We start from the raw sequence: 23,268 nt of genomic DNA, 5'->3' as shown, positions 1-23,268 counted from the left end.
GAAGGTGCCAGTTCAGGGCCGAAATGGTTGAAAATGCCAGTTCAACCTTGAAATGGCCGGCGTTGGGAAGGCGCGTCGCGCCATTTCTGCCCTCAACTGGCATCTGCCGGCGGATTTTCGAAATCGCGCTCGGCGCAGAGGCCCTTCAACGTATCCAAAAAAGCTTGGGCTTGGCGGGTGGGGAGGGTCTTGCGCCAGACGAGGCCCTGGGTGGATTCCAGGGTGGGGGACAGCGGTACGAAAGCCAAGTCGCTCAGCTCGTTGGCCTCGAACAGGCCGCGATAGGTGAACGCGCTGCCGATGCCCTGCCGCACGAGGAACTTGGCGTTCAGTGGCAGGTTGTAGGTGGCGCGCACGTCCATCTCGTCGGCCAAGTCTCCCAGCCATTGGCCGAGCACGCCCACCTTCACGCCTTGGCGCGAGCTGATGAGCGGCTGGCCCAGCAGGTCCTCGGACATGACGGCCGCCTTTGCTGCCAGGGGGTTGTCGCGGCGGACAAGGAGACCCCACGTGTCGGTGTGGGGTAGGCGCAAGGTGTGCATGTCCACATGGCTGCGCAGCTCGCATTCCAGAAGGAAGTCGTAGAAGCCGCGGACGAAGTTGTCCATGAGGTCGGCCGAGGTGCCGCTGTACAGCTCGAAGGTGATGCCGGGGTAGGCGGCGCTCGTGCGCTTCATGGCCTCGGCGACAAGCTCCATGGCCTGGGTCTCGCCGGCGGCGATGTGCACCTTGCCGGCGATGGAATGGGTGGGAAGGGCGATCTCCTCCTCGGCTTTGTCGGCCAAAGCGAGGATGGATTCGGCGTAGCGGCGCAGGATGACGCCCTGCTCGGTGAGCTCGATGCCCTTGCGGTTGCGCTGGTACAGAAGGTGCCCCAGCTCGTCTTCCAAGGCGGCCAGCTGGCGCGAGAGCGTCGGCTGGGTGACGTGCAATGACTTGGCCGCCACGGCGGCGGCCGGGCTTGCGGGCTGCGCGCCGAGCACGGCCACCGACATGGCCGAGACCGGCGGGAGTGCCGGCGCGACGACCCATCAGGTGGCCAGCGACGCCGCCATCATCGAGGGCAAGGGCGAGTGGATGCCCATCCATTGCCACCAGAACTGCAACCAGATGTGCCTGAACATGGGGTACGTGGTGGACGGCGTCGTGGTGCGCCAGAAGACCGACGACTCCCATGCGGACAGTTTCGACTGCCCCCAGCAGCGCGGCTGCCTGCGCGGGCGCTCCCTGCGCCAGCAGGTGTACAACGCCGACCGCATCAAGTACCCCATGAAGCGCAAGAGCTGGCAGCCGGGCGGCGGCGAGAACGCTCACGGCGAGCTGCGCGGCAAGGACGAGTGGGAGCGCATCAGCTGGGATGAGGCACTGACCCTCGTGACCGACGAGCTGAAGCGCGTCTACGCGGAGTACGGCCAGGACGCCGTCGTCTGCAACGGCTGGCGCTGGGCCCCCGGCTCCGCCATGTTCCCGGTCATCGGCGGCGCAGTGTACAACACCGAGTGCGAGTCCTTCGGCTGCTGGGCCTTCCAAACGGAGGCGCTGGGCATGTACTCCCACGGCGACCATCCCGACCTCATGATGGCGCCGGACAAGTACGATCTGCCCAACGCCGACGCCATCGTGCTGTACGGCTGCAATCCGGCCTGGTCGCAGCACTCCTCCATGTATTGGCTGAAGAACGCGCAGAAGGCCGGGGTCAAGTTCGTGTTCGTCGGCCCCGACTACAACGCCACCGCCGCCGCCATGGACGCCCGCTGGATCCGCGTGCGCCCCGGCACCGACACGGCCTTCCTTCTGGCTGTGGCCTACGAGATGGTGCGCCTCGACGAGGAGCGCGGCGACATCATCGATTGGAACTTCGTGAACGAGCGCACCGTGGGCTTCACGCCGGAGACGATGCCCGCCGACGCCACCACCGACGAGAACTTCCGCGACTACCTTCTGGGCGCCTACGACAACACGCCGAAGACGCCGGAATGGGCGACGGAAATCTGCGGCACGCCGGTCGAGGACATCACTTGGTACGCCGAGATGGCCGGCAAGAACAACGCCGTCATGTTCCTGCACAGCTACGCCGCGTCCCGCTACCTGGGCGCCGAGAACCTCTCCCAGGCCTTCATGACGGTGTCGGCTTTAGGCGGGCACTTCGGCAAGAGCGGCCACGGCTCGGCGGCCATCTACACATGGGACGCGGGCGACTCGGGCTACCGGCTCATCCAGCACGTCGGCGGCGACTACGGCTACGTGGACAACCTGGTGGGCAGCCCCGCCGCCACGGGCCCCAACCGCAACATCGAGGGCAATTCCTGGTGGAGCTCGCTGGCCGACGGCAAGTACCTGTCCTCCTCGGAAGGCCCCTACGACCTCGGCTCCAGCGACGTGGTGGGCGACCCGACGAAGCTGCGCGCCAACACGCCGGTCTACCACGAGGCCCGCGAGATGCCGGTGAACCCACGCCTGCTCGTGCAGACGAACTCGAACTTTATGCAGACGCGCGGCAACCTGTCCACGGCCATCAAGGTGATGCGCGCCGCCGACACCTGCGTGTCCTTCGAGATCAAGTTCTCGCTCACGGCTCAGTTCGCCGACATCATCCTGCCGGTGTGCACCCACTGGGAGGGCAACGACGACGAGAGCTGGGGCGAGCTGTCCTGGCCGAGCCCCTTCGGCGACGGCAACGGCCAGAAGCAGTGCAAGGACGCCCTGCTCGCTTGGAAGCCCCTGGTGAAGCCGATGTACGAGGCCCGCGAGGAGAAGCGCGTCTTCCGCGAGATCATCGAGCGCATGGGGTACAACCCGGATGACGCCTACCCGAAGAGCAACTACGATCAGTGGCTCGGCTACTTCCTCGGCATGCGCGTGCTGAATGAGGACGCCACGAAGTGGGAGCCAGTCATCACCTGGACCGAGGCCGACAACGAGAAGTACCACGCGAGCTACCCGGCCCAAGAGGGCAAGGTCGCCTTCGACCAGTTCATGGCCGACGGAAGCTACGTGGTGGAGCGCTCGGAGGGCGATCCGCGCAACTACGTGGGCTACCGTGATGACAAGCTGGGCATTGGCGAAGACGGCGAGTCGGTCGTCGTGGCCGACACCGCATGGCCGCGCCCGTCGGTGTCCGGCAAGCTGGAGATCTACTGCCAGTACAAGGCCGACAACGTGAACCGCATCGGCTTGAACGACGAACCCATCAAGCCCTACGCGAACTACTTCGTGCCGCGCCGCGGCTACCAGGAGACATTCGCCAACTGGGAGGCCAAGGAGAAGGGCGCCTACCCGCTGCAGGCCTACACGCCGCACTACATGCGCCGCGCCCACACCTGCTACGACAACATGACCTGGACCCAGGAGGCCTTCCGCAACCCGGTGTTCATGAGCGTGGAAGACGCCGAGGCCCGTGGCATCAAAGCCGGCGACACGGTGCGCTGTTTCAACGATTTCGGCAGCATGCTGAGAATCGCCCAGCCCATGCAGGGCTACATGCCCGGCGTGGTGGGCATTCCCCACGGTGTGCACTCGGTGTTCGACGAGTCCGACCCCGAGAACATCATCGACCGCGGCGGCAGCGAGCAGATGCTCTCCGATGGCCTGCAGTCGAACTACTTCCCCCAGGTGGACGGCTACAACAGCCTGCTCATCGAGATCGAGAAGTACGACGGCGAGCCGTTGGTGGAAGACTTCGAGCGCGGGCCGTTTCTGGCCGCGGGTATAGATGCTGAGGGCACGGCCGCCTATATGGTGCCCGGTGCCGACAACGGACAGGAGGCTTAAGTCATGAGCTTGGGATTTTACGTTGACCTGGCCAGCTGCATCGGCTGCAAGACCTGCCAGGTGGCCTGCAAGGATCGTCGCGACATCCAGGTGGCGGGCCCCCGCCTGCGCCGGGTGGACACCTTCGAATGCGGGACGTACCCGGAGGTGGCCATGTTCCACCTGAACCTCTCCTGCAACCACTGCGAGAGTCCGGCCTGCGTGGCGAATTGCCCCACGGGCGCCATGTACAAGGACGATGACGGCACGGTGCAGCACGACGACGAGGCCTGCATCGGTTGCCAGACCTGCGTGAACTCGTGTCCCTATGGTGCGCCGCAGTTCATCGAGGAGGACAAGATCGTCCAGAAGTGCGACACCTGCCGGGCGCTGCGCGAGGCGGGCCATGAGCCGGTGTGCGTGGAGGCGTGCCCCATGCGCGCCATCGAGTTCGGCGAAATGGACGATTTGCGCGCCGCCCATCCCGATGCCGTGAGCGAGCTGCCCTGCACCGAACCGGCCGCCACGACGACCCCGAACATCCTCATCGGCGCCAGCCGCGGGGCCCTGCTCGAGGACTTCAACCCGGTCGTTCTGTAAACGCGAATGCTGCTGGGGCGGTCGGTGCGGCCGCCCCTTTTGCTAGAGGAGGGAACCATCATGACCGATGTCGTCAACATGCGTCGCGAGTCCATCGACCTGGAGGCGCTGCTTCTGTCTCGCACGTATTTGTACACGCTGTTCCACAAGCTGTTCGGCGGTACGCCGGATGCGGCTGTGGTGGCATGCGTGCTGTCGGAGACCACCCGCGATGTGGTGGAGGAATACGCCGGCGATGATCCTTCCATGAAGGGGCTCGGGCGCTTTTTGGAAAACCTCGGAGAATGCGTCGATGGCGCGGTGCTGACCGAGCAGGCCCGCGACGAGTACACGCGCCTGTTCATCGGCCCGGGCGAGCTGCCCTGCCAGCCGATGGAATCGCCCTACCGCACGAAGGATGCGGCCGTCTTCCAGGAGAACACCCTGGCCGTGCGCGCCATCTTTCGCGAGCACGGGCTTCAGCTTGCGCGTCTCATGCGCATTCCCGACGACCATATAGCCACCATGTGCGGCTTTATGGCCCATGAGGCCGAGCGCTCTCTCGCCGAGTTGCGCGCGGGGAACGTGGGCGCCTTGGCCGTGTCCCTGCGCGGCGAGGAGGCCTTCGTGCGCGACCATATGCTCACCTGGGTGGACGATTTCGCCCGCTGCGCGCGCCGCTCGAAGACGGCGGTGCTCTACCCGCAGATGATCGAGGCGCTGGCCGCCTTCGTTCGCAACGATGCCGTGCTGCTCTCGGAGGCCGCCTGCTGGGCCGAGGAGGCGCGCGACGTCTGCGGCGAGATGATCCCCGGGGGTCTCGGCGCCCTTCCGGGCAGCCCCGAGGCCGCCGCCTTCGCCGAGGTGTCCGATGCCCTGGCGGCCCTTGCCCGCCTGCATCCCTTCGGCATCGAAGACCACGAGCTGGTGAGCATATCGGTCTAAAGAGTAGCCTCGTCGCTACAGCCAAAGTCCCGTGTTCCCCATCAGGTAGAGAGGGACGTTGGTGAGCCAGTCTTGCTCGCGGTAGTCGGAAAGCGAGAAGCGCCGGGCCTGAACTTCCGGGTACTTCTCCTTGAAGCTGCGCAGGCTCTTGGCGCGCAGGTTCTCCTCGGCTTTCACCTCGATGGCGTAGACGGTACCTGCTGACTGCACGAGGAAGTCCACTTCTCCCTGGGAGTTCTCGGCAGACCAGTAATAGGGGACAAGCCCACAGCTTGCTATAAGCTCTTGGCACGCGTACTGCTCGGTGAGCGCCCCTTTGAATTCCTCGAAAAGGGCTCCTCGTCCGTCTTTTCTGCGACTATACAAAAACAAGGACGTAAAAGTGAGAGAAATCGCAAAAACAAGGACGTAAAAGTGTTAGAACTTACACAAATCAGGACGTAATGGGAGATATTACCGTGGTGCGCCGTTGGCCTCGGCGAGAGTGGCCCCCGGGCGAGGCCGAGCAGATCGGCTAGCCGTTCTTCTTCTCCTGCTCCCATACGAAGCGGAGGTTGTCGTGGCCTTCGGCCCACTGGCGCGGAGAGATGCTTCTGAATACGCCCGTTCGATTCAAGTTATGATTGCATTACCATAATGCATCAAGTATGATGGGTACGGCAAGGAGGTTGTTATGGCTCAGGCTACCATCAATGCGCGCTTGAATGCGACGGTTAAGGAGCGGGGCGACAAGGTGCTTCGCGACAACGGGATATCGACGACGGAGGCAATCCGCGGGCTGTGGTCGTCCATGGCCCGGACGCGCGAAGTTCCTAGCTTCTTGGTGCGGGAATGCAAGTGTGACGAGACGGCGGAGCGCCGACGCAAGCGCGAGGTCGCGCGCGGTCTCGTGGGGCTGGCAACCGAAGGGGCGACCCTTAGCGACGATGCGCTTTCCGACTTGAGGTTTCAGGCTTTGCTGTCTCGCTACGAGGTGCTGTCATGAAGGTCCTTTTCGACACCAACGTGTGGCTCGACATTATTTTGAGTCGCGAGGGCTTCTGGGAAGCGTCTTTGACGGCGCTTTACGACTGCATCGACGAGGACGATGATCTCTGCGTGGTCGCCACTTCCCTGAAGGACGTCTTCTTTCTCGTGGAGCGCTTGAAGAGCGCCGATGCTGCCTACGAATCGGTCGAGCGCATGCTTGAGCTTGCTCGCCCTATCGCTGTTGACGAAGCGGTCTGTCGATGTGCCCTTCCGTTGGAGCGTCCCGACTATGAGGATGGTCTCATAGCGGCAGCGGCAGAGATCGAGCAAATCGAGTGCATCGTCACAAGAGATGACGGTGCCTTCCGCGATCTGGGCATACGCCGCATGAGCCCTCTCGAGTTCATCAAAGAGCGTGGTACGGAGGTCGTCGCTCTGTAGGGCGCGGAGCGCACCCGTGCGCGGCAGCTGCTGGGGTAGGGGCGAAGGTCGATTCTCGGTTGCTTGCGCCCTTCCGCATCGTACCGGTAACGTTCTTCCGGGAGCGCGGGCGCGAAGCTTTTCGGCTGCACTAGAATGGACACCGATCATTGGCTTCTTACGATGTATCAAAGAGCAACTTTCTTGAAAGGACGAATCATGGCGAAGTCGGCAGTGGTGTTTGTAGCGAACGGGTGTGAGCCAGTGGAAGTGACGGCTCCGGTGGACGCGCTGCGGCGCGGCGGGGTGGATGTGGTGTTGGCCGCCGTGTCCGACGATCTCACCGTGCGGGCGGCTCAGGCGGTGACGCTTCAGGCCGACGCGCCGCTTTCCACTCTTGATCTGACGCAGTTCGATATCGCCATCGTGCCTGGCGGCTCGGTGGGCGTGGACAACCTGGGCAAGAGCACCCGCGTCGTGGCCGAGCTGCGCCGCCGCATGGAGGCCGGTGAGTACGTGGCCGCCATCTGCGCCGGGCCTATGGTGCTCGCCAACGCGGGGCTGCTTTCCGGCCGGGCGGCCGTGTGCTACCCCGGCTGCGAGGAGGGTTGGCCGGCGGGCGTCTATCAGGCGGGCAAGGACGTCTTCGTCGACGGCAACCTCATCACCGCCACGGGCCCCGGCACGGCGCTGCCCTTCGGCATCCAGATCCTGCGCACGCTGGAAGGCGATAAGGTCGCCGATGATGTGGCTTCGGGAATGCTGCTGAAATAATCATCGCATTGCCATAGCGCGACGAGGGTTGCGCGGCGGCGGGCGAAGGGGCGGCGCAGGAAGCGCAACCTCTTCGCCCGTCGTGCGTTTCGGGTCGAAACCTTCTCACCCATTCTCGGGTATATTTTATGTTTTACCAGGTGACCGCTGGGTGAATACCCGAATGCGGGCGATGTGCAGCCTATTGCATTCCGCTTAAGATGCGTCTCGTTCGGTTCGCTTATGGGAGGGCCGGATGCGTGCCGGTTCACGTAAGGGAGGGCCGGGCGCGAACCGTCTTTAGGAGGATGCAATGGAAACCAATCTTTCCCGTCGTGGATTTCTGACCGGTGCCGCCGCGGCCGGCGCCCTGGCCGCCATGGGCCTTGCGGGCTGCGCACCGACTCCCGCGGCCGAGGGCGGCACGAAGACCGCCGACACCGGGGCTGCGGCCGCGACAAGCTGGCGCGACAAGCCGGAGATGCCCACGGAATTCGTGGAAACCGTCGATGCCGACATCGTGGTCGTGGGCGCGGGCAACGGGGGTCTTGTGGCCGCCACCACCGCGGCCCAGAACGGCGCGAAGGTGGTCGTGCTGGAGAAGGCCGGCGCCATCGCCGCCGCTCGCGAGGCCATCGGCGCTCTGAATTCCAAGCTCGCCCCCGACCATCAGGAAGACGTGCCGACGCTTTTGAACCACGCCAACCAGACCCAGGCCGGCGACGCGAACATGCTCATGTACAAGACCTGGGCCGAGAAGTCCGGCGAGATGATCGAGTGGATGGCCGACACACTGGGCCCCAAGGGCATGCTCTTCCCCTTCGAATGGCATTGCCCGGACGACCCGCACGCCTACTACCCGGCCATGTGCTACAACCCCTGCATCGGCGAGTACAACCCGGACGGCCCGAACTACAACTCCTATGCGCACCTGGAAGTGATGCGCGACGTGTTCACCGAGGATCTTGGCGGCGAGATCCGCTTTGAGTGCCCGGCCCAACAGCTCGTCATTGACGAGTCTGGCCGCGTGACTGGCGTGGTGGCCGAGGGCAAGGAGGGCTTTATCCAGGTGAACGCCGCCAAGGGCGTCATCATCTGCACCGGCGGCTACGGCGCCAACAACGAGATGCTGGCCGATCTGGCTCCGGGCAACTCGGCCTGGTGCGCCCTGCGCGATTCGGTGACCGAGACCGGCGACGGCATCCGCATGGCGCTGTGGGCCGGAGCCGAGCTTGAGGCCGGCGGCGCCTGCATGATCTGGAACCGCGCCATCCTGCCCGACGGCTTCGAGTTCAACGAGGACCGCATGGGCGGCGACATCTTCTTGCCCGGCAGCCAGCCCTTCCTGCACGTAAACGTGAACGGCGAGCGCTTCATGAACGAGGATCAATGCTACCCCATGAGCTACGCCGCCGGCGCCAACCAGCCGAAGCACTACAGCTGGATCGTCTGGGACGGCAACTACTGGGATGACATCGCCCAGTTCGACACCTGCGGCTGCTCCCGTCTGTACCCGGCGCCCTCCGGCACTGCCTTCAACGCCGACGTGTACGACTGCGAGGCCATGTCCAAGGAGCACCTGGACGAGTTCTGGCTGAACCCGCGCCTGGAGGCCGGCACGCTGAAGAAGGCCGACACCTTAGAGGCGCTGGCCGACATGATGGAGTTCGACGCCGACCAGAAGGCCACGTTCCTGGCGACGGTGGAGCGCTACAACGGCCTGGTGGCCGCAGGCGAGGACACCGATTTCGGCAAACCGGCCTACCGTCTGTCCGACGTGGAGACCGCGCCCTTCTACGCGGCGCGCATTGGCGGCGAGCTGCTGGTGACCATTCACGGCGTCATCACCGACGTGAACTCGCGTCCGCTCAAGAACGACGGCACGCCCATCGAGGGCCTGTACGTTTGCGGCAACGACCAGGGCGGCTTCTATCCGCACAACTACCCGAGCAACTTCACGGGCATCAACGCTGGCCGCACGGCCACCTTCGCCCGCATCGCCGCCAAGCACGCCTTGGGTGTGGAATAGGGCGACCGCTCGCTTTTCCCGAGCCTGCCAACCCTCCCTTCAGCAGGCGATCTCAGGGCTCCCCTTCGGGGGAGCCCGTTTTTATGGAACGGGTGCAGCGGTTTGTGCAAAATGGGGCACTTCTCGTAGCTGTATTTATGCGTCAGGTCTCTGCTCAGGGAAAGGTGGTGGCATTTTCCCAGGTGAAGAGCGTCCGTGTAACAGTTGACGGACTCGAAGACTACGAGAAGTGTGCCATTTTGCACATTTCAGAGTGTTTGGGGCTCATTGGAGTTCATGTTGCGACGATAGGGGCTGTGGCTATAGAGTCGCTAGGATGAGCTCGTTATCGCCGCACGAGGTCGATGAGTTCTTGGCGGGAGTGGACGCCCAGTTTCGCGTAGATATGCTTGGCGTGGGTGGCCGCTGTCTCGCGGCTGATGATGAGCTCATCGCGGATGTAGGGGATGGAGCGGCCCTGGGCGAGCAGCGCGAACACCTCTGCCTCACGAGGCGTGAGACCGGCCTCTCGGGCGATCTCGTCGATGCGCGCCGCGCCGTGCGCCTCGCCGGGCGCGTCGGCGTCGATCGGCGGGGTAGCTGCCTGCCGCGCGTCCAGCTGCGGTGCGCCTGATTCGGACGTAGCTTCTTGGGCTGTCGGAGCCTCTATCGGAGAGTCGACCCCGGATGCGGCGATCTCGGCCGAGGTGCCCTCGGGAGCGCAGGAGGTGCGGGTTTTCATGCCGGCAATCGTCGCACCTGATGGCTTTGCGCCGGTGCTCTCCTTCGCCGGGGTCGCTGCCCTGTGCTCGGGGATGCGCAGGAATGTGGAGGTCTCGCCCATGACGGCCATGGTGACCGTCACGAGAACGACGATGCACCCCACGCTCACCGCGGTGAGCCCCGCCGGCTGTGCCAACATCAGCGGTTCGAGAACGATCCACAAAACGAGGCCCAGAAGGTCGCCCGCATGCACGAACAGCCACCCCAAGCTGGAGGCCTGGGCGGGGGTCGCGCGGCCGGCGGCAGCGTAGTTGGCGAAGTAGATCTGGGCGATCAGGCAGAAGGTGAAACGGCCTCCAAGCGATGCGGCCACGGCAACAAGGGCGCCGGCCTGCCCGAACAGGATGATGGCCGCAAATCCGATGACCAGGGTGGGGCATATCCAGCGGTAGAGGAAGAACAGGGATATGCGGCGCGGTCCCGATACGGCCATGGCCGCTACCACGGCCATCATGAGCGCGCTGAACAGCAAGATGGCTTGAAGGGGGATGCCTTCCACCCGCTCCGCGCTCATCATGCCCGCGATGCTCACGATAGAGAAAACGACGAGGATGCCGACCCCCGTGCGCCCGAGTCCCGCCAAAGGGGAGCGACGCTCGGTTGCGAAGCGATGCGCGGTTGCGAGCGCCTCTTCGGTGCGGGCGGCTTCTGGGGTCCACGCGAGATGGAAGCATAGGCCGGACAAAAGCGGGAGCGCCGCGGCGACGGCGACGGGCACCCAGCCATCCATGGCGGATACCAGAAGCACGATGACGGCGGCGGAAACCGCGGAAACCGGCGCGAGCCATTCCGATCGATCGCGGGGGATGACGGCGTAGTACTCGCCCCACATCGCCCACAGAAGCGCGCTTCCGATGCCCGTGGCCACGGCGCCGATGCCGAAAAGCAGGGCGTTCAGCCCTGGATCGGCGACGGAGACGAACATGAAGGGAGTGCTCGCGGCCGTAAGGGCGGGGGCGACGACGAAGAGGGGGCGATGGCTTGTGGGCGAGCCGATGCGCGGCTCGGCGAGCACGATGGCCGCCAGGGTCGCCACCGACGCGGCCAAGGGGAGCACGGCGTAGAAGAGCGCGGCGCCCATCGAAGAGGGTCCGGAGGGCGCGCCAGCCGCAGCGCCGCCTCCGCCGGGTATTTCGTCCCCGCTCAGCACGCCGGCGGCGTTGGTGTAGAACACGCAGAACACCCAGGCGAGCAGAAACGCCCATCCCAGCTGCCGCAGCGGCGCGACCTCTCGGCGCTCGTCGTTCTGCGGCGCCAGCCATGTTTCGAAGCGTTCCTTCACGGCCCTCCCTTTCCAATCCCCCTCATTGTAGCGCGAATGGCGCGAAGGCTACCGCAGCTTGAACTTCATGGCGACGGGGTTGTGGTCGGAGTAGGCGAAATCCAAGTCCACGGTGGAGCAGTCGAGGCACTCCACGTTGTCGGAGTAGATGAAGGTGTCCATGACCCAGCGGTCGTTGGTGCCGTCGTAGGGGCGCCCGGCGTCGCGGCAGGTGGCGGCATCGGGGAAGGCGGCGGTGCCCGTCTCGTCCAGCTTCGCCTTGGCGGCCACCGTGAAGCCCTCCGGCACGCCATCGAAGTCGTAGGGCTTCGCCCAGCTTTCCACGGCCTGGGCGGCGTTGCCGTACACCTCGCCGGAGACGCCGATCATGTCGTGGTTGTAGTCGCCGCCGGCGATGACGTAGTTGCCCGCCGCCCGCTCGGCCGTCATGTCCTCGTAGAGCTTCTCGCGTTGGGCCGCCATGATGGAGGCGTCGGCCCCGTAGGCGGACAGATGCACGTTGAAGAGCACGAGCTCGGCGTCGCCCGTGGGCACGCGTACGATGGAGTAGCAGCGATCCAGGTCGAGGAACTTGCTGAAGCTTTCGGAAATGGGCAGGCTCTTGCGCACCGGGTCGCCCACGGGCAGGCGCGAGAACGTGGCCAGCCCCGCGCGGTTGGCGCCGTGAGGTGCGTAGAGGGGCCAGGCGAGGAAGGCCGAGTCGTAGTTCTGGCAGAACACCGACCAGTCGCTGGGGAACTGGGTGCGCAGAAGCTCGTACTCGTCGATGTGGTGGCTGCGGGTGCCGTCTGTGTCCACTTCTTGGAAGAGAACGAAATCCGGCGAAAGCGCACGTATGGCCTCGGCCGAGCCGAGAATGTCCTCGCGCACCACCTCCGGGCTTTCGGCCACCGATCCTGTGCCGCCGTCCATGAAGAAGTCGAAGTCGCGGTTGTAAGCGCCGAAACCGAGGTTGGCTGTCACCACGGTGAACTCCTCATCAGCGGAAACGACCGGCACAGCCTCGTCGGCAGCCAAAGGCGCGTCCACGGTGAGCGCCAGATTGTCGGGGAGTCGCTTGTAGGTGACCATGACGTAGGCGACGTAAACAAGGGCCACGGCCAGAAGCGCGCCGAGCAATGCGAGCAGAACCGTTATTATGCGTTTGGCCACAAAAGGCTCCTTTGACGAGGGAAAAATCCATTTGGGTCATTGTACTTCACCCTGATACACGGGTCATTGTGGAATACCCTAGCTTAACCATATCGTTAGGCAGTCGCATTAGATGACTAAAAACTCACCATTGGATTTGAATCTGAACACTCTGTATCCAGATAATGACAGGGAGGTAACAGAGACCTGACGCGACAGCGACAAGCTAGAGGAAGCTATAAGGTACGCTCCATCGGATTGCGCAGGTAGCAAGCATTCCCTTTGGCACCCTTCTTCTCGCGGGTTGGTCGCTTGGGTGCGCTTAAAGACAGGAGGTCCCTCATGCAGTCGAACAAGAAGAGCACCCGAGGTGTGGCGACGCGCGAGGTACTCCGCAGCAACGATACGGCCAAGCGGTCGGCGGAGATCGTCGTCGCCGCGCGCGAGCTGTACGAGGAGAAGGGCCTGGCCCGCACCTCCATCCAGGACATCACCAACCATGTGGGCGTGACACGCTCGCTGTTCTACCACTACTTCCAGAACAAGGAAGAAGTGACGAGCGCCGTGCTCGACCAGTACATCACCGATTTTCTGGAGGCCATGCAGCACTGGCACGAGAGCCAGACGGCGCTGGCCACCGACGAATCGCTGCACTCCATGGTGAAGATCATGCGCATGGTGCTGTTCGAGAAGAACACCTTCCGCATGGCCCTTTCCACCCAGGAGAATGCGGCGCTGTACCTGGATTTCCTCAATCGCTTCGCCGCCCAGGGCGCCGAGTTCATGGTGACGCACCCCATGGTGGAGCAGACGAAGTACGGCGAGCAGTCCGACCATCTGTACGAGACGTTCTACGTGCTCATCGTGGGGCTGGTGAGCTATCTGCGCTCGCATCCGGATGTGGAGGACGAGGTGCTCATCGACGTCGTCACCCGCATGCTCAACATCGAGCAGGCCGAGGAGGCCCGCGAGCTCGCCTAATTCGGGGTTCCGCACTGCTTCTGGTTGGAAGGTCGGCGATCTTGCCAAGCTGCTCTGGCGCTCTTCGCGGCCGGATCCTGCGTCGCGCCGCCGTTGCGCGGCGGTATGGCGAATCGGTTACGATCTGTGCGCCGCGCCGCCTATCGGCTATCATCTTACTCGTAAGGTAACGGGCCCGCCCGCGTAAGCGGCGGGCCCGTGCGCGATTGCGGGAAGGAGGGGCCATGGACATCAAGCGAGTGCTGGCGAGCGCGCCTCGCGACCACGATCCGGGCGCTGCCCGTCCGCTGCTCACGCGCTGGGGCGAGGCGTTGGATCCGGAAACCGTGCGCGGCGAGCACCCGCGCCCGCAATTCGCCCGCGACCGCTTCATATCCCTCAACGGTTGGTGGGACTACGCTTTCGTTCCCATGGGAGCTCATCGTACCGTGCGGCCGCCCGATGCGTTCGACGGGCGCATCCTCGTGCCCTTCTCGCCCGAGTCTCTGCTGTCGGGGGTGGGTCGCCAGCTTCAGCCTGACGAGCTCCTGTGGTACGTGCGCCGAGTGCCCGTCCCCGCCATGGGCGAGGGCGAGCGCTGCCTGCTGCATTTCGAGGCCGTGGACTTCGCCTGCGCCTGCTGCGTGAACGGCCAGGTTGTGGGCACCCACGAGGGCGGGTATCTGCCGTTTGCCTTCGACATCACCGAGGCGCTGCGGGCAGAGAAGACGACCGGCGAGGGGAGTGCGGAAGCGCGTTTCCAGGGTGTGGAAGCAGTGACTGGGGACGTGGCGGTTGAAGGTGTCGGAGACGCGAAAAGCGACGCCTGCGGGGAGGGAAAGGCCGATCTCGAAGAGGCGGCCGACTTGGCTCCGGCGCCGCCGCGGGAGTTCGTGGTCGCCCTGTGCGTTCGCGACCCGAGCGATGCGGGCACCCAGCCGCGGGGCAAGCAGAGGCTCAAGTCGGGCGGCATCTGGTACACGGCCCAAAGCGGCATTTGGCAGCAGGTGTGGATGGAGGTCGTTCCCGCTCGCCGCGTGCTGGCCCTGGCGCTGCATCCCGATGCCGATGCCGGCATTCTGACGGCGGATGTCGATGTGAGCGGAGACGCGGGCCTGGTGCGCATCTACGTTTGCGACCCGACGGGCCGCCAGGTGGGCGCCGGCGCCGCTTTCGCCGAAGAGGGCTCGGTGCCGGTGGGGGTTGAATCCTCGGGGCAAGCGGGGCCGGCCCGTCGCGTGCGCTTGCGGCTCGATCTCGGCGAGGTGCGCCGCTGGAGCCCCGACGATCCGTGCCTCTACGATATCGTCGTGCGATTCGGCACCGATGCGGTGCGCAGCTACACCGCCTTCCGCACGGTGAAGGTGGCTCCGGACGGCGCCGGCCGCTTTCGCTTCTTCCTGAACGGCGAGCCGCTGCTTCTGCGCGGGGTGCTCGATCAGGGCTACTGGTCCGACGGCCTCATGACGGCTCCCTCCGACGAGGCGCTCGCCTTCGACATTCAGGCCATGAAGGACGCCGGCTTCAACATGCTGCGCAAGCACTTGAAGGTGGAGGCCGACCGCTGGTACTACCATTGCGATCGGCTCGGCATGCTGGTGTGGCAGGACATGGTGTCGGGCGGCGGCGCTTACGACGGGTGGGAAACCAGCTACAAGCCGACGCTGTGGCGCGGAAGTTGGGACGGCTACGAGGACACCTCGGCATCCCATCAGCGGCGCCTCGGTTCAGATGACGACGCCTACCAGCGCCAATGGCTGCGGGAGTGCCGCGGCACGGTGACCCACTTGCGCGCTCATCCCTCGGTGGTCACCTGGGTGCTGTTCAACGAGGGCTGGGGGCAGTTCGACGCCCTGGCCTGCGCCGAGGAGGTTCACCTGCTGGATCCGACGCGTCCCATCGACGCCGTGAGCGGCTGGTATGACCAGGGCGCGGGCGACTTCCAGAGCGTGCACAACTATTTCCGTCCGCTTGCGGTCTACCGCGACCGGCGCGACCTGACGGGTTACGCGCGGCTGGCGGGCGGTCGTGCCTTCGCGATTTCGGAATTCGGCGGGGTGGTTCACGCCGTGGCGGATCACAGCGCCTTTGCGGGCACCTACGGCTACGGGGCCACCGACACGCCGGCCGAATGGCGCACGGAGGTGCATCGGACGCTGGACGCTGCGGCGGCTTTGGAGGGGGCGGGGCTTTCCGCCTATGTATACACGCAGCTGTCGGACGTGGAGGAGGAGTGCAACGGCATCCTTACCTACGACCGGCGGGTGAACAAGCTGAAGGAGGACGGCGATGAGTGCGGTAGCGCTGAGATGTGATGCCGATGCCGACCGCATGTTGGCACATCTGCGGGAGCGGTTCGCCGAGGTGTTCCCCGTGACGGGGTCGGCGGGCGACGGCGCCGGAGGAGACGCCGGCGGAAATCCCGACGAAGGCGCCGATGGAAGCGCTGACGCGGCCGTCCGGTTCGCGCCCGTGGCGGACCGGGGCTCTTTCGCGTTCGCCTCGGCGCCGGGGCGTCTGGAAGTGGCGGGCAACCACGTGGACCACCAGGGCGGCCGCGTCATCTCCTCGGCCATCGGCGAGCGAACGTGGGGGCTGGCGGCCGAGAACGGAGGACGCCTGGTGCGGGTGGCCATGGAGGGTTTCGGCACCGATGTGATCGACTTGGACGATGCGGACTGGCGGGCACCCCATGGTGTGGAGACCCAGTCCTCCGCCGCCCTTCTGCGCGGCATGCTGGCCGCTTACGATGAGGCCGGCGGCGCGCTGCGCGGTTTCGACCTGGCCACCTGCTCGGAAGTGCCCGCCGGCTGCGGCCTGTCCTCCTCGGCCGCCTTCGAAGTGATGGTGGGCGCCGTTTTAGAGGGGCTGTTCGGCCCCGGGCCCTTCGCGGGCGTGCCAGCGCCGGCGCCGGGCCAGGACGCTGCGGAAGGGGAGGGGGATTGCTTCGTTCCCCTGAATCCCGTGGCGCTGGCCCTGGCGGGCGTTACCGCCGAGCAGCGCTACTTCGGCAAGCCCTGCGGTGCTCAGGACCAGCTGGCCAGTGCCTGCGGCGGCACGGTGCTGCTCGATTTTGCGTCGGCGGTGCCCCGGGTGACGCCGCTTGCCTTCGACGCGACGGGCGTCGGCTACGCTGTGGTGCTCATCGATTCGCGCCAGGTCCACTCGGTGCACACCGAGGAGTTCGCCTCCGTACCCGCCGACATGCGCATGGTGGCCAACCACCTGGGCGTCGCGCGTCTGGGAGACACGACCGCGGACGTGCTGCTCGCGAACCTGCAGGATGTTCGCGCGGCGCTGGGCGACGGGCGCGCCATGCGGGCGCTGCACTACTTCGACGAGGTGGCCCGGGTCGATCGGCAGCGTGAGGCTCTGGAGGCGGGGGATTTCCCGCTGTTTCTGAAGTGCGTGCGCCTGTCGGGGGCCTCGTCGGCCCAGTTTTTGCAGAACGTGTCCCCGCGCGATACCGGCTCCGGGGAGCGCCAGCCGGCCATGCTCATCCAGGGGCTGTGCGCGCACCTGCTCAGCGAAGAGGGCGCCTGGCGCATCCACGGCGGCGGCTTCGGCGGCTCGGTGCTGGCACTCGTGCCCCGAGCCGAGGTCGCCGACTTCACGGAGACGATGGACAAGCTGCTCGGCTACCGTGCCTGTCGCGAGGTGGTCGTGGGCGGCCCCGGCGTGCTGGCGAGGCGGCTGTCGTGAGCGGAGTCGCAAGAGGCGTGGAAGGTGCCTCGGAGTATGCCGTGGACGAGCGCGGCAATCCTTTCTGGACATACAGTTCTCCGGCGGGGCCGCTGGAGATCACCATCAACCTGGCCAAGCCCGAAAAGGACCCGTGGGATATCGCCGCTGCAGCGGGGGCAACCCTCGGTGGCGCGGCGCTTGAGGCGACGCCCGCTGGGGAAGGCGAGGCTGCGGCGGCAACGGTGGAGGGCGACGCGAGGGAAGGGGCTCCCTCTGTCCCGACGTCCTGCGACTTGTGCTGGGAGGCGTTGGGGGAAGACGGCCCGGCGCACCTGCGGCGCTCGGGCGCGCCCGTGACCGAAATCGCCCTCGGCGGCGAGCCCTGGGCCTGGTGGTTCTCTCCCTACGGCTACTTCCCCGAGCACCTCATCGTGGCGTCGCGCGAGCACCGCCCCATGGCCATCGATCACGGCACCATCGCGCGGCTGCTCGATTTCTCGGACGCCTACCCGCGGTGGTTCATCGGTTCCAACGCCGATCTGCCCATCGTCGGCGGTTCACTTCTGGGGCACGACCATTTCCAAGGTGGCGGTCACCGCTTCCCGTTGATGAATGCGCCGATTGCGCGCGCGTTTTCCATCGAAGGCTTGGAAGGCGTGGAGGCCGGCATCGTGCGCTGGCCCGCGTCCGTGGTGCGACTGCGCAGCTGCGACCGGCGGCTTCTCGCTGAAGCGGCCTGCCGCGTCCTGGATGCCTGGCGTCCCTTCAGCTTCGAGGAATGCGATATTCGGGCCTTTTCGCTCGTCCCGGACGACGGCCGCGAAGGCGCCGTGAGCGCTTCAGGCGCCCTGGCCTCGCCCGCGCGTTTCGTACAGCACAACACGGCGAATCCCATCCTGTGGCGCGAGGGCGACGACTACGTGATGGATCTCGTACTGCGCAACAACCGCACGACGCCGGAGCACCCCTTCGGGCTTTTCCACGTGCCGGAGCGGCTCTTCCACATTAAGAAGGAGAACATCGGCCTCATCGAGATCATGGGCCGCGCCATCCTCCCCGCGCGCCTGGCAGCCGAACTGCCTGCTATCAAGGACGAATGCAGCCGTGCCTTCTACGAGATTCTCGTGGCCACGGGCGTCTTCAAAGACGATGCCGCCGGCCGCCGCGGCTGGGAAGCCTTCCTCGCGACTATCTAGGAACGCCGCGGCTTACCGCCGGCGGTGTGGCGGACGACCTCGAAGCGTTCGAGGTGCACCTGCTCATCCGGCCGGATGCCCGCTTTCTGCTTGGCGATGGCAATCTGGTCGAAGACGGTGTCGACGCCTTCCAAATCGGGAAGCAGAAGGCCCCGGCGATGTCCGCGGGTCACGATGACGCCGTAGCGCGCAGGGTCGAGCTGTTCCAGGTTGCTAACGGGCTTCGGCTCGCCGAGCACGTCCACGGAATAGTCGAGGAAGGGGAGCTCCTCGGGGCGCACGGGGGCGAAGCGCGGGTCCTCGGTGGCCGCCGCCACGCCGTTTCTGATGACCTCCTCGGCGAGGCTTTTGCGCACCGGCGCGATGGTGCCGATGCAGCCGCGCAGCTGCCCGTGCTCGTGCAGGCTCACGAAGGCCCCGGCGCGCCGGCCGGTCAGCTCCTCGGGTGCGTCGGCGGGAAGGGGGAAGACGGTGCCCTGCGCGACGATGGACTCCACGCTCGCCCGGGCAAGGGCCACAATCGGGTCGTCTCCGGGATGCGGCGGCCAGGCCGGCGAACCGCCGGGGGTGCCGCCGATCTCGCGATCCTCTTCCCGCACGATTTCGGACGCCGCTTCCTCTTCGGTGCTCTCGGGCGCGTCCTCGATTTCGAAGGCGGCCACGGCGTAGCCCACGCCGAAGGGCCCCTCGTAACTTAAGAGCTCGGAAGCGAAAGGCTCGCCGGTCGCCTCCAGGGCGCCGGCCATGATCTGGAAGGAGCGCAGCCCGCACTCGGCGGCACCATCGCAGAGGGCGGCGTCCAGGCCGAACAGGCCTTCCAAATTCCCATGGGCAAAAAGCTCGGTCACGATGCGGTCGAACTCGGGTCCTTCCGGGGCGAACCCGTAGGGGCCGTCCTCCTTCAGCTTGTGGGACATGTCCCCGCTTGCGACAAGCACGCAGCGGCGGTTCAAGGAGCGGGCGGCCTCGGCAATGGCCCGGCCCAGGAAGCGGTGGTCGGCCTCGGAAAGCCCCGAGAGCCCCATGCGCACCACGGCCACCGAGCCCAGGTCGACGGTCTCTTCCAAGAAATGGAGCGGCACGAAGGTGGCGTGGTCGATGTCGGCCATGGACGCCGGGGCACCGGCCGAGGGAATGCCCCGGCGGTGCAGGCGCGCGGCCACGTCCTTGGCGAAGGGAAGGTCGGTGCGGGTCGTCACGCGCTCGTCCGGCTGCCCGAAGGCGGCCAGCGAGCCAGTTTCCTCCGGCGTGTCGGCGATGAAGAACCCGTCGCGGTAGAGCGGCGCGTGGGGCGAGGTGATGACGATAAGGTCGGGCCGGTGGGCGGCCACGCGTCGGGCGACCTCGCGGTAGGCGGCGATGGTATCGGCGATGGCCGTCTCCTGGCCGCGCCCGACGGCGGGCACGATGAGCGGCGGATGGGGCACGGCGTAGGCGGCGAGCAGGGCCATGGGGTCACCTTCCTTTTTCGGGAGAGCGCGTGGGGGCCGAATGCCAGTGTGGGTGTTTGCGCGGATCTTCCCGTGACAATGGATCTTGCATTCATGATGACCCACCGCGTCCGTATTCCTCACCGAACTGCCAAAGCGTCACGGGATTGTATTCGCCGTCTTCCAACGAACGGGCAACAATCAGTCGCGCGGCGACAACAGAACCGTCGCGTAGGCGGCCCCGGCGTACCGTGGGACCACAATAGGGGACGCATCTGACTGCGAACTCATTCCAGCAAAGGAGAGCCATCATGATCGAGATTCTGAACGAGGGCAACTTCGACGAGAAGGTTCTGAAATCGAGCGGTAACGTGCTCGTCGAGTTCTTCGCCACCTGGTGCCCGCACTGCCAGCGCATGATGCCCATCATCAACGATGTGGCCGAGCGTGTCCAGGGCCAGGCCGTGGTCTACCAGGTTGACGTCGACCGGTCGCCCGACCTTGCCAAAACTTACGCGCCCAACGGCTTTCCGTCCTTTGTCCTGTTCGTGAACGGCCAGCTTGCCGAAACCCTGGTGGGCGAGCAGACCGAAGAGCGGTTGATGGAGCTGGTCGCCTAGCATCCGCGCTGTTCAAGGAGGGCCGCTTGCCTCGAAGGTGAGCGGCCTTTTGTAAGATCATCTCTGCCTTCCGTTAAGGTCTCGGGAGGTTTGTCTTGACTTAGAGCCGACTCCAATCTTTACTATTCTCCGTATCAATGATTGAGAGGAGAATTCATGACCGCATCTTATGACGGCGTGGCCAAGCTCGGCTTCGGCGCCATGCGCCTGCCCCTGACTGATCCCGATGATGTGACGGCCATCGACATCGAGCAGCTGAAGGCCATGGTGGACGAGTTCATCGCCAAGGGCGGCACCTATGTGGACACCGCCTTCGTCTACCACGACGGCGCCTCTGAGACGGCTCTGCGCGAGGCGCTCGTGGAGCGCTACCCGCGCGACGCCTATACCCTGGCCACGAAGTGCCTGGCCTGGGCCTGCGCCAGCAAGGAGGAGGCCCAGGCGTGCCTGCCCACCTCCCTTGAGCGGCTGGGGGTCGACTACATCGACTACTACCTGCTGCACAACCTGGGTGGCGCGCGCACGGTCAAGTTCGACGAGTACGACATGTGGAACTACGTGGCGAAGGCGAAGGCCGACGGGCTCGTGGGTCACGTCGGCTTCTCCATGCACGACGGCCCCGAGACGCTCGATGAGATTCTGACGGCGCACCCCGAGGTGGACTTCGTGCAGCTGCAGGTGAACTATCTGGATTGGGACGACCCGGTCACCCAGTCGGCGCGCTGCATGGAAGTGGCCGCGGCCCACGGCAAGCCAGTCATCATCATGGAGCCGGTGCGTGGCGGACGCCTGGCGAATCTGCCCGAGCGCGGTGCTGCGGTGCTCGCCGCCGCTGATCCGGATGCGAGCCAGGCCAGCTGGGCCTACCGTTACTGCCTCGATCTGCCGGGCGTGCTCACGGTGCTCGCCGGCGCCTCCACGCTCGAGCAGATGCAGGACAACATGCGCACCTTCCAGACCCGTAAGCCGCTGACGGATGAGGAGCGCGGCGCCATCGACGGTGCCATCGCGGCCCTGCGCAGCGTGGACCTCATTCCGTGCACGAACTGCGGCTACTGCGTGAAGGACTGCCCCGAGGGCGTGAAGATCCCCATTGCCATGAACCTGCTGAACCTGGAGCGCACTACCGAGGACAACGAATTCGTCAAGGGCCTCTACTCTTGGCAGGCCGCCGAGGGGCCCGCTTCGAAGTGCATCCAGTGCGGCACCTGCGAGGCCATGTGCCCCCAGTCCATCGACATCATCGACCACCTCGCCGAAGCCGTAGAGCACTTCGAGGGATAGGGGAGCGCCGCTCCGTCCCAAATACAAAAGGTGCCGGGGGACAACCCCCGGCGCTTGGAGGCAGCGCTATAGGCGCCACCGAAAAGATTCTACATCAAGTCCGGGAAGCGTTGACAGCGAGCTTTCGCCTTCGGTTAGCGGGAGCGGAGGCTCGCTTGCGTGTCGTTACATCACCGCACCCACAAACCCTGCCAGAATGGGGATGCTCGCTATAGCCAGCACGGTGGTGACGAAGGTTCCCTGGGCCATGACGCGGGAGTTGCCGCCATACTGGTAGCAGAGCATGGTGCCGTTGGTGGCCACGGGCATTCCCGCCAGCACCACGGCCACCGAGAACATGAGTCCCGCCGGCACGAATGCGTGGAAGACGGCCCAGATGATGGCCGGCATCACGAGCAGACGGAACACCGAGCAGGTCCAAAGACGCGGGCCGCCGATGAGGTCGCGCACCGGCAGGTTCGCCAGCGACGAGCCGATGATGAGCAGCGCCGCCGGCGTGGTGATGGAGCCGAGCGTGTTCAGCGCATCCCCCAGAATCGGCGCGTAGTGGATGCCGCCTAGCGTGAGAAGCACGGCCGCCACGCATGACAGCATGACCGGTGTGACGAAGGTGCGCCAGGTGGTTTGCACCTTCACGTCGCCGTCGGTGTCCTGGGTGAGAAACCACGCGCCCACGGTGAATACGAAGAAGTTGAAGGGCAGGTTGAACACGGCGGCGTACACGAGGGCGTCGGGGCCGAAGACGGCCGAGAGCACCGGATACCCGATGAACCCGACGTTGCCGAAGCAGAGCATGAACCGGTACACGCCCCGATGTCCGTCGGGGATGCGCATAAGCAGCGTGAAGGCGTAGGCCACGGCGAACATGACGAGGTTGCTCGCCACGGAAAGCCCCAGGCACAACCACACTTCCGTTTGCGTGGGCAGCTCGGTGGCCGTGAGCACCGAGCCCAAAATCATGCCCGGCAGCGCGATGTTGATGACCAGCTTTGAAAGCATGCGGTCGAACTCGTCGTTCATGAAGCGCAGCCTCTTCGCGGCGTAACCTACCCCCACGATGACGAACAGCGTGACGATCTCTTGAAATATGCCGATCATGCCCGCGGTCATAGGGCGAAGCTCTCTTTCTCCGATTGCGGAACGCTCGCTCGATCCTTTGCGACCCTCGTCGGTCTTCTCGAGCAATTTGCAGGATAGATTGTGGCAAAAAAATCGAGTTGTTAGACTTTCAAGGGTGCGGCAAATGGATTTATGGAACGATTTGGGTCTCTTCAGGCATCGGATGCGGCTTCTTTCAGTGTTTTCGGCGCTACTGGCAGGTGCTGAATGAATCGAAATGTCTAACAACTCGAAATTCTTGCCCAAATTTGGACTTCGGATTGTCTCGCAGGCGAGGGCGAGGATGTCGCGACGCGCATTGCGGTTCCGACATCGCGTCCTCGCGTTGTAGAGGCTACGGGTTTTCTGGAAAGCG

Annotated in this window: 19 protein-coding genes; 13 read left to right on the top strand and 6 right to left on the bottom strand. The window is 65.3% G+C overall.

The features are described 5' to 3' along the window. Window positions 1–92: 92 nt before the first annotated feature. The gene (locus AEQU_RS08445) at window positions 93–995 is read right to left on the bottom strand and encodes a LysR family transcriptional regulator (protein ID WP_022740507.1); all 903 of its coding nucleotides are present in this window, start codon (window positions 993–995) and stop codon (window positions 93–95) included. Between AEQU_RS08445 and AEQU_RS08440 the strand changes: the two genes are divergently transcribed. Genes AEQU_RS08440 through AEQU_RS08430 form a run of 3 tightly spaced genes read left to right on the top strand, consistent with a single transcriptional unit; the run spans window position 922 to window position 5,274 of the window. After that, complete coding sequence (locus AEQU_RS08440; RefSeq protein ID WP_051353416.1) at window positions 922–3,771, top strand: molybdopterin-containing oxidoreductase family protein; 2,850 nt, start codon at window positions 922–924, stop codon at window positions 3,769–3,771. The two genes, AEQU_RS08445 and AEQU_RS08440, sit on opposite strands and share 74 nt — an antisense overlap. Before the next feature lie 3 nt (window positions 3,772–3,774). After that, entirely contained in the window at window positions 3,775–4,350 is a 576-nt protein-coding gene (locus AEQU_RS08435) for a 4Fe-4S dicluster domain-containing protein (protein ID WP_022740505.1), read from the top strand. Between the two features lie 60 nt (window positions 4,351–4,410). After that, window positions 4,411–5,274, top strand: a complete 864-nt coding sequence (locus AEQU_RS08430) for a TorD/DmsD family molecular chaperone (RefSeq protein ID WP_022740504.1) — start codon at window positions 4,411–4,413, stop codon at window positions 5,272–5,274. Window positions 5,275–5,289: 15 nt separating this feature from the next. Here the strand turns inward: AEQU_RS08430 and AEQU_RS13050 are convergent, their stop codons facing one another. Further along, window positions 5,290–5,640, bottom strand: coding sequence for a DUF4143 domain-containing protein (locus tag AEQU_RS13050; protein ID WP_342341755.1), 351 nt, complete (start codon window positions 5,638–5,640; stop codon window positions 5,290–5,292). A 307-nt stretch (window positions 5,641–5,947) separates the two neighbouring features. Here AEQU_RS13050 and AEQU_RS08420 point away from each other — a divergent pair, with 307 nt between their 5' ends. From AEQU_RS08420 to AEQU_RS08405, 4 genes are all read left to right on the top strand, one after another. After that, on the top strand, window positions 5,948–6,259 hold the full coding sequence (locus tag AEQU_RS08420) for a hypothetical protein (protein WP_022740502.1): 312 nt from the start codon (window positions 5,948–5,950) through the stop codon (window positions 6,257–6,259). Then, complete coding sequence (locus AEQU_RS08415) at window positions 6,256–6,684, top strand: type II toxin-antitoxin system VapC family toxin (protein WP_022740501.1); 429 nt, start codon at window positions 6,256–6,258, stop codon at window positions 6,682–6,684. The genes AEQU_RS08420 and AEQU_RS08415 overlap by 4 nt, the downstream gene beginning before the upstream one ends. Window positions 6,685–6,882: 198 nt before the next feature. Next, window positions 6,883–7,437, top strand: a complete 555-nt coding sequence (locus AEQU_RS08410; RefSeq protein ID WP_041714652.1) for a DJ-1 family glyoxalase III — start codon at window positions 6,883–6,885, stop codon at window positions 7,435–7,437. A 292-nt stretch (window positions 7,438–7,729) separates the two neighbouring features. Further along, the gene (locus tag AEQU_RS08405) at window positions 7,730–9,445 is read left to right on the top strand and encodes an FAD-dependent oxidoreductase (RefSeq protein ID WP_022740499.1); all 1,716 of its coding nucleotides are present in this window, start codon (window positions 7,730–7,732) and stop codon (window positions 9,443–9,445) included. 325 nt (window positions 9,446–9,770) lie between these two features. Here AEQU_RS08405 and AEQU_RS08400 read toward each other — a convergent pair whose 3' ends face one another. Continuing rightward, the gene (locus tag AEQU_RS08400) at window positions 9,771–11,489 is read right to left on the bottom strand and encodes a response regulator transcription factor (protein WP_022740498.1); all 1,719 of its coding nucleotides are present in this window, start codon (window positions 11,487–11,489) and stop codon (window positions 9,771–9,773) included. Between the two features lie 48 nt (window positions 11,490–11,537). Next, window positions 11,538–12,641, bottom strand: a complete 1,104-nt coding sequence (locus AEQU_RS08395) for an endonuclease/exonuclease/phosphatase family protein (RefSeq protein ID WP_022740497.1) — start codon at window positions 12,639–12,641, stop codon at window positions 11,538–11,540. A gap of 321 nt (window positions 12,642–12,962) precedes the next feature. On the opposite strand from AEQU_RS08395, the gene AEQU_RS08390 reads away from it, so the two are divergent. The 4 genes from AEQU_RS08390 to AEQU_RS08375 all read left to right on the top strand — a co-directional run bounded on the left by AEQU_RS08390 (window position 12,963) and on the right by AEQU_RS08375 (window position 18,460). Further along, window positions 12,963–13,601: a TetR/AcrR family transcriptional regulator gene (locus AEQU_RS08390; protein WP_022740496.1), complete on the top strand. Its 639-nt coding sequence runs from the start codon at window positions 12,963–12,965 to the stop codon at window positions 13,599–13,601. 224 nt (window positions 13,602–13,825) lie between these two features. Beyond that, complete coding sequence (locus AEQU_RS08385; protein ID WP_022740495.1) at window positions 13,826–15,895, top strand: glycoside hydrolase family 2 protein; 2,070 nt, start codon at window positions 13,826–13,828, stop codon at window positions 15,893–15,895. Next, entirely contained in the window at window positions 15,870–17,282 is a 1,413-nt protein-coding gene (locus AEQU_RS08380; RefSeq protein WP_022740494.1) for a galactokinase, read from the top strand. Before AEQU_RS08385 ends, AEQU_RS08380 begins: the two co-directional genes overlap by 26 nt. Further along, the gene (locus AEQU_RS08375) at window positions 17,279–18,460 is read left to right on the top strand and encodes a UDP-glucose--hexose-1-phosphate uridylyltransferase (RefSeq protein ID WP_022740493.1); all 1,182 of its coding nucleotides are present in this window, start codon (window positions 17,279–17,281) and stop codon (window positions 18,458–18,460) included. The genes AEQU_RS08380 and AEQU_RS08375 overlap by 4 nt, the downstream gene beginning before the upstream one ends. Here the strand turns inward: AEQU_RS08375 and amrA are convergent. After that, on the bottom strand, window positions 18,457–19,911 hold the full coding sequence (amrA, locus tag AEQU_RS08370; RefSeq protein WP_022740492.1) for an AmmeMemoRadiSam system protein A: 1,455 nt from the start codon (window positions 19,909–19,911) through the stop codon (window positions 18,457–18,459). The genes AEQU_RS08375 and amrA overlap by 4 nt on opposite strands. 290 nt (window positions 19,912–20,201) lie before the next feature. Here amrA and AEQU_RS08365 point away from each other — a divergent pair, with 290 nt between their 5' ends. Both AEQU_RS08365 and AEQU_RS08360 read left to right on the top strand, forming a co-directional pair. Then, on the top strand, window positions 20,202–20,510 hold the full coding sequence (locus AEQU_RS08365) for a thioredoxin family protein (RefSeq protein WP_022740491.1): 309 nt from the start codon (window positions 20,202–20,204) through the stop codon (window positions 20,508–20,510). Window positions 20,511–20,666: 156 nt separating this feature from the next. Then, window positions 20,667–21,794: an aldo/keto reductase gene (locus AEQU_RS08360; RefSeq protein WP_022740490.1), complete on the top strand. Its 1,128-nt coding sequence runs from the start codon at window positions 20,667–20,669 to the stop codon at window positions 21,792–21,794. 165 nt (window positions 21,795–21,959) lie between these two features. Here the strand turns inward: AEQU_RS08360 and AEQU_RS08355 are convergent, their stop codons facing one another. Continuing rightward, window positions 21,960–22,904, bottom strand: a complete 945-nt coding sequence (locus AEQU_RS08355) for an AEC family transporter (protein ID WP_022740489.1) — start codon at window positions 22,902–22,904, stop codon at window positions 21,960–21,962. Between the last annotated feature and the right edge of the window lie 364 nt (window positions 22,905–23,268).

Source organism: Adlercreutzia equolifaciens DSM 19450 (assembly GCF_000478885.1).
In the GTDB taxonomy this organism is placed as follows: Bacteria; Actinomycetota; Coriobacteriia; order Coriobacteriales; family Eggerthellaceae; genus Adlercreutzia; species Adlercreutzia equolifaciens.
Note: the sequence above shows the minus strand (reverse complement) of the source record. Positions and strands in the feature narration are given on the sequence as shown.

What these genes read in the sequence shown, in the direction of transcription:
- AEQU_RS08445 (WP_022740507.1), bottom strand. Translation starts at nt 995, where the DNA reads ATGTCGGTGGCCGTGCTCGGCGCGCAGCCCGCAAGCCCGGCCGCCGCC.
- AEQU_RS08435 (WP_022740505.1), top strand. Translation starts at nt 3,775, where the DNA reads ATGAGCTTGGGATTTTACGTTGACCTGGCCAGCTGCATCGGCTGCAAG.
- AEQU_RS08430 (WP_022740504.1), top strand. Translation starts at nt 4,411, where the DNA reads ATGACCGATGTCGTCAACATGCGTCGCGAGTCCATCGACCTGGAGGCG.
- AEQU_RS08420 (WP_022740502.1), top strand. Translation starts at nt 5,948, where the DNA reads ATGGCTCAGGCTACCATCAATGCGCGCTTGAATGCGACGGTTAAGGAG.
- AEQU_RS08415 (WP_022740501.1), top strand. Translation starts at nt 6,256, where the DNA reads ATGAAGGTCCTTTTCGACACCAACGTGTGGCTCGACATTATTTTGAGT.
- AEQU_RS08410 (WP_041714652.1), top strand. Translation starts at nt 6,883, where the DNA reads ATGGCGAAGTCGGCAGTGGTGTTTGTAGCGAACGGGTGTGAGCCAGTG.
- AEQU_RS08405 (WP_022740499.1), top strand. Translation starts at nt 7,730, where the DNA reads ATGGAAACCAATCTTTCCCGTCGTGGATTTCTGACCGGTGCCGCCGCG.
- AEQU_RS08390 (WP_022740496.1), top strand. Translation starts at nt 12,963, where the DNA reads ATGCAGTCGAACAAGAAGAGCACCCGAGGTGTGGCGACGCGCGAGGTA.
- AEQU_RS08385 (WP_022740495.1), top strand. Translation starts at nt 13,826, where the DNA reads ATGGACATCAAGCGAGTGCTGGCGAGCGCGCCTCGCGACCACGATCCG.
- AEQU_RS08380 (WP_022740494.1), top strand. Translation starts at nt 15,870, where the DNA reads ATGAGTGCGGTAGCGCTGAGATGTGATGCCGATGCCGACCGCATGTTG.
- amrA (WP_022740492.1), bottom strand. Translation starts at nt 19,911, where the DNA reads ATGGCCCTGCTCGCCGCCTACGCCGTGCCCCATCCGCCGCTCATCGTG.
- AEQU_RS08365 (WP_022740491.1), top strand. Translation starts at nt 20,202, where the DNA reads ATGATCGAGATTCTGAACGAGGGCAACTTCGACGAGAAGGTTCTGAAA.
- AEQU_RS08360 (WP_022740490.1), top strand. Translation starts at nt 20,667, where the DNA reads ATGACCGCATCTTATGACGGCGTGGCCAAGCTCGGCTTCGGCGCCATG.
- AEQU_RS08355 (WP_022740489.1), bottom strand. Translation starts at nt 22,904, where the DNA reads ATGACCGCGGGCATGATCGGCATATTTCAAGAGATCGTCACGCTGTTC.